This window comes from Coriobacteriia bacterium (assembly GCA_016649875.1).
Lineage (GTDB): Bacteria > Actinomycetota > Coriobacteriia > WRKU01 > JAENWW01 > JAENWW01.
Window position 1 is genome coordinate 20,156 of sequence record JAENWW010000001.1, and the last position, 13,349, is coordinate 33,504.

Below are 13,349 nucleotides of genomic sequence, written 5' to 3' on the forward strand. Positions count from 1 at the left end.
TCACCACCGTGATCATTCTTGCGCGTCGCAGGTTTCCTCTACATGTAGTATCGCATAAACCCCCGACGCCACGTCGGCAGGAATCCCGTGAACTTCATTTATCTGCGCAAGCGTTGCCGCCTTGAGCCTCTTCAGGGAGCCGAAATGCTTGAGGAGGAGTTTTCGCCGCTTATCCCCGAGGCCGACCACCTCATCCAGCAGCGAGACGGTCATCGCCTTCCCGCGGAGATTGCGATGGTATTCGATGGCGAAACGGTGCGCTTCATCTCGAATCTGCTTGACCAAATACAGCGACGCGGAGCCGTCCGGCAACAGAATCGGCGCGTCCGACCATTCCACCCATATCTCCTCATCACGTTTGGCGAGTCCGGCCACAGGAATCGACAGTCCCAACTCTTCGAGCGCGGACAGCGTGGCATGCAATTGCGGCTTTCCTCCGTCGATGATAAGCACATCAGGTAAAACTCCGAACCGTTTGTCTTCGCGGCGAATTTTCGAAAAACGCCTCGACAAAACTTCCTTCATCATGGCGACGTCGTTTGCCTCGTCGCTTTCCCGTCGGATTTTGAATCGCCGATACGCCGCCAAATCCTTCTGTCCCTGCGAAAAGACGACCATCGAGCCGACCGAATTCGTACCGTGCAGCGTCGAGATATCGTAGCATTCGATACGCATCGGAGGCGCGACAAGACCGAGCGCCGACTCCAGCTGCAGCAGCGCGGCGTTGACGCGCTGGTCCGTATAACGCGTACGCACCATGAAGCGCAACAGCGTGTGGCGTGCATTGCGTGAAGCCATATCGAGGAGCTCGCGCTTCACGCCGCGTGTCGGAACGGTGAGCTTCACGCGAGTCGCGCGCTCTCCTTCCGCGACGCGAAGCGTGGAAAACCATTCCTCGATCGCATCCCTGTCTTCGAGCTCACTTTCGATGACGATTTCTTGAGGAACGTGACTCGCAGTCGAATAGTACTTCGTCAAAAACCCGCTCACCAACTCGTGCTGGGCGATATCCATCCCCTTGTCGAGGGTGAATTCGTTTCCGTACAGCACGCGTCCTTCACGAACGACGAGCACATAGGCACCGGCGATCGTCTCCTCACGGAAAAATCCGACGACATCGAGATTCATCGAGGTATCGGCGACCATGACCTGCCTTTCTCGAATGGCCGCGATTGCCCGGATGCGATTGCGAAAACGCATGGCCGCCTCATAATCGAGATTGTCGGAAGCTCGTTGCATCGATTCTCTGAGTTCGTCTTCCAAATCATCATGATGCCCCGACAAGAATCGCATCACCCTGTCCACGTTGGCCCGGTATTCCTCGGGAGTGACGGCTCCGGTGCACGCCCCCGGTCCCAAACCGATGTGCGAATCGAAACACGGACGGTCGATCGGTTCTCCTCCCCGCGCCGTCAACCGTTTCCACTCCGCACAGGTGCAACGACAAAATGGGATGATGCGTCGGACCGTATCGATAGTCTCCCGCGCGGCGCGAGCATCGGTGTAGGGGCCGAAATAGCGCGTTTGGCTCCGCCGTTTTTCTCGCGTGTATTTTATGGCCGGATATACATCCCCGGCGGTGACTGCGATGAAGGGGAAACTTTTGTCATCCCGGAAATCGACGTTGTAAGGAGGCGAAAACTGACCTATGAGATTGACTTCGAGAATGAGCGATTCGACCTCGTTGGAAGTCACCACATAATCAAACGTGGTGACGCGCTCCATCATCAGAGGAATTTTCTCGCGCTCGTCTTGACCGGTCAGATACTGGCGCATGCGGTTGCGCAACAACTTCGCTTTGCCGACATAGAGCACCGCGCCGTGCGAATCTTTCCAAAGATAGACGCCGGGCTCTAAGGGGACGCTTTTAATCTGCTCCAGCAATGCGACGTGGTTGTCTTTCGGCATGGTGTCCATCAGCTTTTCTCTGCGCGTCTCGAAAGTACCCGTTTCAGATAGTGACCCGTATGCGACTTCTTTACGTTCGCAATCTCTTCAGGTGTTCCCGTGGCGATGATTTTACCACCGCGGTCCCCGCCTTCCGGCCCCAGATCGATAATCTGATCGGCACATTTGATGACGTCGAGATTATGCTCGATGACGAGTACGGTGTTTCCTTTGTCGACCAAGCGTTGCAAAACGATGAGGAGTTGTCTCACATCGTCGAAATGTAATCCGGTCGTCGGTTCGTCGAGCACATAAAACGTCTTACCAGTGCTCCTGCGATGCAACTCGGATGCAAGTTTTATGCGCTGAGCTTCGCCGCCGGAGAGTGTGGTCGCCGGCTGTCCGAGTCTGATATAGCCGAGCCCGACATCGAAAAGCGTCTGCAACTTCCGTTTGATTTGAGGAATGTTTTCGAAGTAGTGCAACGCCTCTTCGACGCTCATGTCCAATAGGTCGGCGACTGTTTTTCCGCGATAGGTGACTTCGAGCGTCTCGCGATTGTAGCGTGCCCCGCAGCACAGCTCGCACGGAACATACACATCGGGCAAAAAGTGCATCTCTATCTTGATCTGTCCGTCGCCCTTGCACGCTTCGCAACGACCGCCGGCAACATTGAACGAGAAGCGCCCGGGAGAATAACCACGTTTTTTAGCCTCGGGTGTCGAGGAAAAGAGATTGCGGACATCATCCCACACGCCGGTATAGGTCGCCGGGTTGGAACGCGGCGTACGTCCGATGGGAGATTGATCGATATCGATTATCTTATCGAGCAGATGTATCCCCTCGACCGATTGAAATGCGCCCACGCGATGTCGGGCATGGTTGAGCCGATTCGCGAGCAGCGGTGTGAGCGTGTCGCTCACCAGCGAGGATTTTCCCGAACCCGATACGCCGGTGACCACGGTCAACGCACCGAGTTTGATCGATACATCGATAGTGCGGAGGTTGTTCTCGGAAGCTCCCTTGATGAGCAACTCCCCTCCGTTGCCTTCACGCCGCTTTTTCGGAACGGGAACCGATTTACGTCCGGAAATGTAGTCGGCCGTCAACGAGTCCTTCGATTTCAAAACATCATCGATCGAACCTTGAGCGACAATATATCCTCCGTGCTCTCCGGCACCCGGACCCATATCGACGATGAAGTCGGCGGCGCGGATCGTCTCTTCATCGTGCTCGACCACGATGACCGTGTTGCCGAGGTCGCGCAGGCGCTCCAGCGTAGCGATGAGCCGCGCATTGTCGCGTTGATGCAGACCGATGGACGGTTCATCGAGGATATAGAGGACGCCCATCAAGCCGGCACCGATTTGAGTCGCGAGACGGATACGTTGAGCTTCTCCTCCGGAAAGAGTCGCCGTACCGCGCTCGAGCGTCAGATAATCGAGACCGACGTCGACCAAAAAGCGGAGGCGCTCGAGAATCTCTTTTATCACACGCCCGGCGATTCGCTCGTCGCGCTCGCTCAAGCCCAGTCCCTCGAAAAAGGCGAACGAATCCTTGGCGGAAAGCGAAGTGACCTCGTGGATGTTTTTGTCTCCGACGGTGACGGCCAAAATCTCAGGTTTGAGACGGGCGCCTCCGCAGGTCTTGCAGGGAGTGATCGACATGTAACGCTCGAGCTTCTCGCGAGGGCCTTCCGAATCGCTCTCCTTGTGCTTACGCTCGACCTCACCGACGATGCCGTTCCATTCGACGAACCAGTGGGTATTTCGCCCGTCACGCGTATGATAATTCACCTTCACACGTTGTCCCGGAAGACCGTTCATGAACACTTTGCGTTCTTTTTCCTTCAAATCGCGCCACGGCGTATCGATATCCGCGCCGATATGCTCAGCCACGGCCGCCAATACTTGAGGATAGTAGTTCGAACCGGCGGAAAATACCGCAATCGCACCGTCGGCGATGCTCAAAGAGTCATCTTTGATAACCAAGTTTTTATCGACTTCGAGACGTGAGCCGAGCCCCATGCATTCCGGACACGCACCGTAGGGACCGTTGAACGAAAAATCGCGCGGCTGAAGCTCTTGCAACGACACCCCGTGCTCGATGCAAGCCAGCGCTTGGGAAAAAATGATTTCCTCACCACCGATGACATCGACTGAAACCATGCCTTCCGCTATGCGCAAGGCGACTTCGACCGATTCCGCAAGACGTGAACGCACGTTTTCTTTGATGACGAGGCGATCGATGACGACATCGATATCGTGTTTGATTTTTTTGTCGAGAGGGATCTCGGTGTCGAGCGAGTGGACTTCTTTGTCGACGCGCACTCGTGAAAACCCTTGTGCCCGCAAATCATCGAACAATTTAGCGTACTCGCCTTTACGGCCGCGTACCACGGGGGAAAGCACTTGAAACTTCGTCTTCTCGGGAAGCTCGAGAATCGCATCGACGATCTGGTCCGATGTCTGCTTCGAAATCGGCTTACCGCAAACCGGGCAATGGGGAATGCCTATACGCGCGTACAACAGCCGCAGGTAGTCGTATATCTCAGTCACGGTGCCCACCGTCGATCGGGGATTTTTCGACGTGGTCTTCTGGTCGATGGCAACCGCGGGCGACAGACCCTCGATATGATCGACATCGGGCTTGTTCATCTGCCCGAGAAACTGACGCGCGTACGCCGAAAGCGATTCGACGTAGCGGCGCTGCCCCTCGGCGTATATGGTGTCGAACGCCAACGAAGATTTACCGGATCCCGAGAGCCCCGTGATGACGACGAATTTGTCGCGCGGAATCTCCAAATCGATATTTTTAAGGTTATGCTCGCGGGCACCCTTGATGATAATATTCTGATTTGCCATTGGTAAATCTCCTCATGATTGCCTAGCCTTTCATTATAACAAGAAGTCGGCCCATCCCACCCGTCTGATACACTAACATTCATATGAGATGAAAGGATGTTTCAGATGGCGATATATACGCGGAAAGGCGATACCGGCTCGACATCGCACGTTCAGCACGGACGCTTGTCAAAAGGCTCGATTGAAATCGAAGTGAGCGGGAAGTTCGACTCCGCGATAACGATGATGGGCTTTGCGGGGGAAGCCCTCAAAGACCAAGCCCGACAAGACACGAGACATATGTCGGATTATGAAGTCCTCCTCGAAAGCCTCGTCTACGCCCAACGAAAACTCTTCACCGCGGCCGTCTGCACTTTCAGCGAAACAGGTTGTAACAACCCTCTGGCGCAAAAAGATGTCGACGATCTCGAATCGCGCATTGATTTCTACAGTGAGAAACTTCCGGCGCTCACCGGCTTCGTGCTGCCGGGGGGCTGCGAGGCGAACGCCCGTCTCAACCTCGCGCGAACCAGCGTACGCGATCTCGAGCGCAGTATGGTCAAGGCGAAGGACGGGTACAATCTCGAAGATACCAATGATAGTGTGCTTCGCTATCTCAACCGCCTGTCGGACGCACTCTATACCTATGCACGCTATGCTCTCTTGCTCGACGGGCACGACGAAATAAACTGGGGTGCCTGATGCATAACGACTTGATCGCATTCTTCAAAAATTATCCTTCGGCCACCATCGGCTATTCGGGAGGCGTCGACTCGACGCTCGTAGCCTATTGCGCAAAAGTCGCACTCGGCGACAACGCGCGGATCGTGATGTTTGACACACCTCTCATCGCCGCCGACGAGCTGAACTGCGCCATTGCAACGGCAGCGTCTCTTCATTTCAACCTACAGGTGATTGAAGCGAATCCGCTCGTACTCGATGAAGTCGCCACCAATCAAAAGAGCCGCTGTTATGTGTGCAAAACATTGATTTTCTCAACGTTGAAAGAAGTGTATAGAGGAAATCCTGTCTTCGACGGCACGAACTACGATGACACATTCACCGATCGCCCGGGGCTGAAAGCTTTAAAGGAGCTAGGCATAATCAGCCCGCTCGCGCAATTACATTTCACCAAACATGAGGTTCGAGACGCTTCGCGTCGTATCGGATTGCGCACCGCCGATAAGCCCTCGGCTCCCTGCTTGGCCACCCGCTTCGAGTGTGGTCACCTTTTGAAAACCGAAGAACTCGAGCGCGTTCAAAAAGCCGAAAGCGTGCTTTGCGATTTGGGATACACGAATCTGCGCATCAGAGACCACGGCACACACGCATCGATTGAAGTCGACCCCGGCCAAGTTGAAAAACTCAGGGAAAACGAAGCCTCGATTTCAAAGCTCTTGTTTCCCTTCTATGAAACCATCGAAATCAAAAAAGACGGATACCGCGCCGGCTCAGCCTAAAACGTCTGCAATCAGACGAACGTAGCCTTCTTCGTCGGGAAAGATGACACCTTGTTCGGTGATGAACGCGGTGATATTTTCCGCCGGTGTGACGTCGAAAGCGGGATTGTAGCATTCGACGTTGGTCGGTGTCGTCTTAAACCACGCATCAAAACTATATCCACCGCCTTTGCGATTAATTTGCATATGGTGGCCTTTGGTCATCGGCAGTTCGCAAGCGCCGTCCGCAGTGAGCTTATCGAATGCAGCCGCCACTTTCGCATCGGTCGGATCAAACGTCCCCGATACCGTGAACCCTTCGATTTCACGCGGATCGCGCTCCTCGATTTCAATCTGACGACCGGTGCTTAAACTCAAATCGAACGTCGATGCGGGAGCGGCAACATAAAACGGGATATTGTGAACTTTCGCAAGTACCGAAACCCCGTACGTGCCGATTTTGTTCGCGGTATCGCCGTTGGCACAGATTCGGTCCGCCCCGACGACGACCGCATCGACCCATCCGTTGTGCATGATGGAAGCGGCCATATTGTCACAAATCAACGCCGAAGGCACACCCACCATCAAAAGTTCCCATGCGGTCAGACGCCCGCCTTGATTGACCGGCCTGGTCTCATCGACCCACACATGCTCGACGTTACCCTCCTCGAACGCGGAGTAAATCACCCCGAGTGCGGTTCCGTAAAACGCCGTTGCAAGAGAGCCGGCGTTGCAGTGTGTCAAAAATTTCGTCGGTTTCGTGAAAAGTGTTGCACCGTTCGCGCCGATTCGACGATTGACGGCTTCGTCTTCTTCGACCAGGGAAAGTGCCTCTTTGAGAATGAGCTCGTGAAGCATCGCGGGGGCGACATCCTTGTTGTCTTCGATCATGTCGACGATACGTTTGACTCCCCATGAAAGGTTTACGGCCGTCGGACGCGCATGGGCGATTTGCTCGGCGACTTCGTGCATTCTCGCGAAGTACTGCTCGCCTGCTTCAAAAGTCTTGCCTTCGGTCTGAGACCACAACGCCATACCGAGTCCGCCCGCGACGCCCAGAGCGGGAGCACCGCGGACCGCCAGCGCTTTGATCGCTATAATGAGGCCGTCATAGGAATTGCATACCAAAATATCACCCTGGAGAGGCAAGCGCGTTTGATCGATAAGTTGTATGGCATCGTCTTCCCACCATATGGTGCGAGGCATATCACTAATAGCCATAGTCTTCTTTCCTTTCGCAACGCTCGAGTTCTCCTAAGATCACGGCACCTTCGGCAGTCCTGCCGCAACTGTGATCGGCGATATCGTCTATCACCGCTTGGAGATCTTGGGGCAACGGATCGAGAAACGCCATCTCTTCTCCGGTAATGGGATGCTGGAGCTTCAGTGAGTAAGAGTGCAAAAACTGGCGATCGAGACCGTGGCTCGCTTTAACGCGCCGAGCACCGTATGTCTGATCGCCGACGATGGGATGATGGATATATTCCATATGCACCCGAATCTGGTGCGTACGTCCCGTGTAGAGATGGCACTCGAGAAGCGTGAATCCGTCATCGAAACGACCGGCCTCGAAACGTTCGAGCACCGTAAATGTCGTCACCGCCTGCTTGGCCGACGGATGCTCGGAGATGCCCATGCGGAGGCGGTCGTGTTGATTGCGCCCGATGGGCGCATCGATGAGACCCGTATCAGGAGCAATCCAGCCGTGTACGAGCGCCAAATAACGTCGATCGATTTTTCTGATTTTAATATCTTCTTGCAGGCGAACCTGCGCGGTGTCGGTCTTTGCGGCCATCATCAAACCGGACGTATCTTTGTCGAGGCGGTGCACGATACCGGGGCGTTCATCTCCCTGCAACGACCCGAGCTGCATACAATGTGCCAAAAGCCCGTTCACCAACGTGCCCGTCCAGTTGCCTGTAGCCGGATGAACGACGAGATCGGGTTGCTTGGATAGCACGATCATGTATTCGTCTTCGAAACGGATGTCGAGCGGAATGAACTCGGGTTTGACGTCGCTTGCCACCGGAGGCACGACATCGATTCCGATTACCTCTCCTTGAACCACTCGGTATTTTTTCGGTAGCACATCGCCGTCAACCGTGACATATCCGTCTTCGATGAGACGTTCGGCCGAGGAACGAGACACGACGGCGTCAAGCGATCCGACAAGGGCATCGAGACGCATACCCTCCTGATCCTGCTCGACGATATGTTTGTGATAACCTACGTCGCTCATCTGGTCGGTACTTTCATCGGATGGCCTTTTTCGATTCCGGAGTGGTCCTCGAAAAAGAGAAGCCACACAACGAGCATGACGACGCCGACGGTGATGCCGATGTCTGCCACATTAAAGATTGCGAAGTTGATTATCCGTGCGTCGAAAATGTCGATGACTTCACCGGACACGACGCGATCGATGATATTGCCCAACGCCCCCGCCGACATGAGCGCACTTCCCACCACCGGCAAAACGGTGCTCGGCTTTTTGAGCCGCCAAAAGAGAAACATGGCTGCAAAAGCGATTATTCCCGCAAGAAAGAAGAGCCACGTCAGTCCCGAGAAAAGAGAGAATGCCGCTCCGCTATTTCTGATGTAAGTCAAATGAAACACATTTTTGATTATCGGAATCGTGGAACCGACTGTCATGGAGTGACGTTCGACGGCTTTGACCACTTGGTCGAGAGCCAACCAGAAAACGCCGACTACACCAAACGTCAAGAGAGGCCTTCGAATGGGCTTTTCGTTCCGAGAAAACGCCATGGATTACTCACCTGCCGAGTCGGAGAAACCGATTTCATCAAGCACGTGCGCGCAACGAGTGCACACATCGGAATGACCCTCGACTTGACCGAGCGGACGGTAGTTCCAACAGCGCGGGCATTTTTCGCCTTGTGCCGCGATGACTTTCACACCGATTTCCTCGGTCGACGGGTCCGATTTCACCTCGACGTGTGACACGATGAACAGTTCTTCGAGCATCGAAGGCTCGCTCATCTCGAGGATGTGCGCCACCTCGGGTGCACAGGTGACGACTATCGCCGCCTCCTGGCTCTTATTCACCAATTTCTCATTTCTCGCGTCCTCGAGTGCCTTGGTGACCGCATCGCGCACGGTGCGCAGGACAGCGAACTTTGCGCGCACGGCTGCGACATCGACGCCCGTCAAGTCCACAACGGGCCAATCGGTCAGATGAATCGACTCCACGCCTTGCGTCATCCATGCGGGAATGAAGCTCCACGTCTCATCGCAGGTGAAGGCAAGAACCGGGGCGAGCGCACGGACAAGCGTGGACAGAAGCACCGAAATCGCCGTTTGGGCGCTCCTGCGAGCGGGAGAATTCGGAGCCTCGGCATACAGACGATCCTTAAGCACGTCGAGATAGGTCGAGCTCAGCTCACCGGCATAATCCGCAATTGCACGTTGTGCGGAATAAAAGTGCCATTCGTCGTTATGACGCGTCACCTCTTCGAGAACATCGGCGAGACGAACGAGCTCCGCCCGATCGAGCTCCTCGAGTCGATTGAGCGCAACGACATCCTCGGCGTTGAAATCGTCGAGGTTGGAGAGCAGAAAGCGGAATGTGTTGCGCAAGCGTCGATACGTATCCGAAGAGCGCGCCAAGATTTCATCCGACACGGTCATATCTTGGCTGTAGTCGGTCGTCCCCACCCACAGACGAATGATGTCGGCTCCGAGTTTGTTCATGATATCGATCGGTGAGATGACGTTACCCACCGACTTGGACATCTTTCGCCCATCACCGTCAACCACGAAGCCGCAGGTCAGCAAGTTTTTAAAGGGCGCAGTTCCATCGTAACCCATCGAAGTCAGGTACGAGGACTGGAACCAACCGCGATGCTGGTCGCTCCCCTCCAGATACAGCTCTGCAGGGCGATGGAGCTCGGGGCGTTTTTCGAGCACCGAAATATGGGATACACCGCTCTCCCACCACACATCGACGATGTCGGATTCAGGAACGAGTTCGCTGCATCCGCAGTGCTTACAGACGGTACCTGCCGGCAAATATTCTGTAGGATCTTTCGTGTACCACGCGTCGGCGCCCTCGATGCTGAAAAGTTCGATTATCGCGTCGAACGTCTCGGCGGTCGCCACGATTTCTCCGCACTCTTTGCAGTGATGCACGGGAATGGGAACGCCCCACGAACGCTGACGCGAAATGCACCAGTCGGGACGGTCGGATATCATCGCCCCCATGCGATTTCTCGTCCACGCGGGAATCCATGTGAACGAATCGAAATTATCAATCGCCGCCTTGCGTAAGCCGGTTCCGTCCATGGAAACGAACCACTGTTCGGTGGCGCGGAAGATGACGGGGTTTTTGCACCGCCAACAATGCGGATAGCTGTGAGTGATTTTCTTCGAGCCCACAAGCGTACCGCGCTCGGCGAGCCAATCGATGATGAGGTGGTCATCGCGTCGTACCTTGTTACCCTCGAACGGTCCGCCGCCTTCGTCGAAGAAACCTTCGTCGTCGACGGGCATATAAATCGGCAAATCGTACTTTACGGCAAGCAAGTTGTCCTCGGCACCATGTCCGCCGGCACCGTGCACCGCGCCGGTTCCCGTCGACATATCGACGTACTGGTCGGTGATGATGCGGTTTTCTCTACGGCTTTCATGCACGGGATGTTTATAGGTCAACTCCGAAAGTTCAGTACCGGTTCTCGTCTCGCTCAGCACCTCATAGTCGGTCCAACCGAGTTCCTCGACGAGCTTGGGAAGAAGTTCTTCTGCCACGACGAGCACCCGGGATTCGACTTTCACGGCGACGTAGGCGGCTTCGGGATTAAGTGTGACGAAGCCGTTTGCCGGCAATGTCCATGCAGTGGTCGTCCAAATCAGAATCGACACAGGGACGCCGTTTGCTTGTGCATCCCACGGCGTCGGACCGTTGAGCTCATAGGCAACATAAATGGAAGTCGAAGTGTCGGCGGCATACTCGATTTCGGCCTCGGCAAGTGCGGTTTTGCAGGTCGTGCACCAGTGCACCGCTTTCCTACCGCGATATACCGAACCGTCGAGGTACATTTTCTTGAAAACTTCGACGTTTCCCGCCTCATACTCATGATTAAGCGTGAGGTAGGGGTTGTCCCAATCTCCGAGCACGCCGAGACGCTTGAATTCACCGCGCTGGATATCGACGAACTTCAACGCGTAATCGCGACACTTCATGCGCAATTTCGCACGCGAAATTTCCGCCATACGCTCAGGGCCGAGATTCTTCTCCACCTGATGTTCGATGGGCTGTCCGTGCGTGTCCCAGCCGGGAACATACGGAGAATAAAATCCCCGCATCGTTTTATATTTGACAATTATATCTTTGATGATTTTGTTGAAAGCGGTTCCCATATGGATATGCCCGTTTGCATAGGGGGGCCCGTCGTGCAAAATAAACGATGGGCACTCAGCCCTTCGCGCAACCGCTTTTTCATGAATGCGTTTCTCGTCCCACATCTGAATCCACGCCGGTTCGCGCTGTGAAAGATTCGCACGCATCGGAAAATCCGTTTTCGGCAAGTTCATCGATTTTTTATAATTCGTCGCCACTATTTCTCCTTCAATATTTATAAAAAAACGCTTCCATCCCATTGCCTGGGACGAAGCGTATACCATCACTCCGCGGCGCATGAGCCTTCCGAGGAGATGGCCGTGTCCTCTTCATAGCAACCAGTGCTCAATAATACAACTTTTATGCATAAAAACAAACGTGGCGCTATCCTTTGCGATACCCCTCGAGCTTTTGGGCAAGCTCGCTATCGGTGAGCGTCTGAAAGTCGAACGTCTTAATCGACGCGTTCTGACCGCGCGTGATACGTATCGTACTTTTCGGCACGCCGAGCGTTTTCGCCAGCACTTTAACTAGAGCCGCGTTGGCGAGTCCGTCAGCCGGCGGGGCGGTGATTTTCACAGACAAAAGCCCCGTATCGGTAAAACCTGCAAGCGCATTTTTACCGGAACGGGGCTTTGCGATGACTCTCAGTAACGCCACGTACCTAATCGATTTCTTCGATATCGAGATCGTCTTCGCGATCGCCCCAGCGATCCCCACCGGGAATCGTATATTCGTGGGGGTCGACGAGCCGCGTGTCGACAGGCACATCCGCACCGACTTCACCGATGATCAATCCCTCGGTGCGAGGTTTCGGCGACGAGGTGGGAATGACAGGAGCGGGAGCTTCGTAATGTTGCACGGGTTTATGCTGAGGAATGACGGGAGCAGGTTCGGGCTGGGGTGCTGCATCGAACTCTTGGACCTCGACCGCTTCGACCTCAACCAATTCCGGTTGCTCGAAACCGAAGTCAGCCTCGAACTCGATTTCGGGATCGTCTTGCTCGGGTTGCGATGACGCCTTCGCCACGGCAGAAGCGTAGCTCTGTTCTTTTTGGGAAAGCACCGCCATCACCGAGTCGGAAAGTCGAACTTCTTCGACCGAAGCGCGGGAATCTTCGAGAAGGCGAATATAACCTTTGCGGAAACGCTCCTCTTCGGATTTCAGGCGTTTCAACTCAGAAAGAAGTTCGCGTTTTTGTGAAAGAGCTTCATGAATGATCTCGCTGGCTCTCTTCTCGCCGTCCTTGATGATTTTCGTATGATCGCTCTCGGCTTTAAGCATGAGCTCGTCGGCTGAACGTTGCGCAATCAACAAAGCACTGTTTATGGCATTGCGCTCGGAGTCGAGTCCGGCGATTTTCGTCTCAGCTTCACGAAAACGGTCTGTGAGCGCCTCATTCTCCTTCGTCAGGCGATCGACTTCCGCGGCGATACCGTCGAGAAAATCATCGACGTCATCCTCGCGATAACCACGCAACCCATGATTGAATTCTTTTTCGTGAATAGCGAGTGCGGTGATTTTCATACTTTCCCCTTTACTCCGAACATTTTCCTGCCGACGACTTGATGAGCTAAATTGTGAGAACGATCCTTTGAAGGACTTGTAAAACGATAATAGCTATTACCGGTGAAAAGTCCATCCCCCCGATCGGTGGGATAAACCGACGAAATAAGGAGAGGAACGGCTCGGTGATGAGCGCCAGGCTCGCCTTGATGTCTGCAACGATTCCCTTCGCCGGAAACCATGTCAAAATGACGCTGACGAACACGATGGTGGCATAAAGACTGAGCGCCTGTGCAAGAAGGGTTCTGAACAAATCCATA

The 13,349-nt window shown here is 54.6% G+C and carries 11 protein-coding genes; 2 read left to right on the forward strand and 9 right to left on the reverse strand.

The window, feature by feature from the left end; all coding sequences use genetic code 11:
- Nucleotides 1-12 precede the first annotated feature (12 nt).
- Nucleotides 13-1,908 (reverse strand): excinuclease ABC subunit UvrC, encoded by a 1,896-nt coding sequence (gene uvrC, locus JJE36_00115; protein ID MBK5210722.1) that lies wholly within the window; start codon nt 1,906-1,908, stop codon nt 13-15.
- 8 nt (nt 1,909-1,916) lie between these two features.
- A complete protein-coding gene (uvrA, locus tag JJE36_00120) occupies nt 1,917-4,751 on the reverse strand; it encodes an excinuclease ABC subunit UvrA (GenBank protein ID MBK5210723.1) in 2,835 nt (944 codons plus the stop codon).
- A 105-nt stretch (nt 4,752-4,856) separates the two neighbouring features.
- Here uvrA and JJE36_00125 point away from each other — a divergent pair, with 105 nt between their 5' ends.
- Complete coding sequence (locus JJE36_00125; GenBank protein ID MBK5210724.1) at nt 4,857-5,432, forward strand: ATP:cob(I)alamin adenosyltransferase; 576 nt, start codon at nt 4,857-4,859, stop codon at nt 5,430-5,432.
- Nucleotides 5,432-6,190: an ATP-dependent sacrificial sulfur transferase LarE gene (gene larE, locus JJE36_00130; GenBank protein ID MBK5210725.1), complete on the forward strand. Its 759-nt coding sequence runs from the start codon at nt 5,432-5,434 to the stop codon at nt 6,188-6,190. Before JJE36_00125 ends, larE begins: the two co-directional genes overlap by 1 nt.
- Here the strand turns inward: larE and mtnA are convergent.
- The 7 genes from mtnA to JJE36_00165 all read right to left on the reverse strand — a co-directional run bounded on the left by mtnA (nt 6,182) and on the right by JJE36_00165 (nt 13,348).
- The gene (gene mtnA, locus JJE36_00135; GenBank protein MBK5210726.1) at nt 6,182-7,390 is read right to left on the reverse strand and encodes an S-methyl-5-thioribose-1-phosphate isomerase; all 1,209 of its coding nucleotides are present in this window, start codon (nt 7,388-7,390) and stop codon (nt 6,182-6,184) included. The two genes, larE and mtnA, sit on opposite strands and share 9 nt — an antisense overlap.
- The gene (locus JJE36_00140; protein ID MBK5210727.1) at nt 7,380-8,408 is read right to left on the reverse strand and encodes an RluA family pseudouridine synthase; all 1,029 of its coding nucleotides are present in this window, start codon (nt 8,406-8,408) and stop codon (nt 7,380-7,382) included. The genes mtnA and JJE36_00140 overlap by 11 nt, the downstream gene beginning before the upstream one ends.
- On the reverse strand, nt 8,405-8,890 hold the full coding sequence (gene lspA, locus JJE36_00145) for a signal peptidase II (protein MBK5210728.1): 486 nt from the start codon (nt 8,888-8,890) through the stop codon (nt 8,405-8,407). Before lspA ends, JJE36_00140 begins: the two co-directional genes overlap by 4 nt.
- 45 nt (nt 8,891-8,935) lie before the next feature.
- The gene (gene ileS, locus JJE36_00150; GenBank protein MBK5210729.1) at nt 8,936-11,740 is read right to left on the reverse strand and encodes an isoleucine--tRNA ligase; all 2,805 of its coding nucleotides are present in this window, start codon (nt 11,738-11,740) and stop codon (nt 8,936-8,938) included.
- Between the two features lie 166 nt (nt 11,741-11,906).
- Complete coding sequence (locus JJE36_00155; GenBank protein MBK5210730.1) at nt 11,907-12,182, reverse strand: DUF167 domain-containing protein; 276 nt, start codon at nt 12,180-12,182, stop codon at nt 11,907-11,909.
- A gap of 4 nt (nt 12,183-12,186) precedes the next feature.
- Nucleotides 12,187-13,050, reverse strand: coding sequence for a DivIVA domain-containing protein (locus tag JJE36_00160; GenBank protein MBK5210731.1), 864 nt, complete (start codon nt 13,048-13,050; stop codon nt 12,187-12,189).
- 46 nt (nt 13,051-13,096) lie between these two features.
- Complete coding sequence (locus tag JJE36_00165; GenBank protein ID MBK5210732.1) at nt 13,097-13,348, reverse strand: YggT family protein; 252 nt, start codon at nt 13,346-13,348, stop codon at nt 13,097-13,099.
- Nucleotide 13,349 lies beyond the last annotated feature (1 nt).

Coding starts and splice junctions, on each gene's coding strand:
- uvrC (MBK5210722.1), bottom strand. CDS start 1,908: ATGCCGAAAGACAACCACGTCGCATTGCTGGAGCAGATTAAAAGCGTC.
- uvrA (MBK5210723.1), bottom strand. CDS start 4,751: ATGGCAAATCAGAATATTATCATCAAGGGTGCCCGCGAGCATAACCTT.
- JJE36_00125 (MBK5210724.1), top strand. CDS start 4,857: ATGGCGATATATACGCGGAAAGGCGATACCGGCTCGACATCGCACGTT.
- larE (MBK5210725.1), top strand. CDS start 5,432: ATGCATAACGACTTGATCGCATTCTTCAAAAATTATCCTTCGGCCACC.
- mtnA (MBK5210726.1), bottom strand. CDS start 7,390: ATGGCTATTAGTGATATGCCTCGCACCATATGGTGGGAAGACGATGCC.
- JJE36_00140 (MBK5210727.1), bottom strand. CDS start 8,408: ATGAGCGACGTAGGTTATCACAAACATATCGTCGAGCAGGATCAGGAG.
- JJE36_00160 (MBK5210731.1), bottom strand. CDS start 13,050: ATGAAAATCACCGCACTCGCTATTCACGAAAAAGAATTCAATCATGGG.
- JJE36_00165 (MBK5210732.1), bottom strand. CDS start 13,348: ATGGATTTGTTCAGAACCCTTCTTGCACAGGCGCTCAGTCTTTATGCC.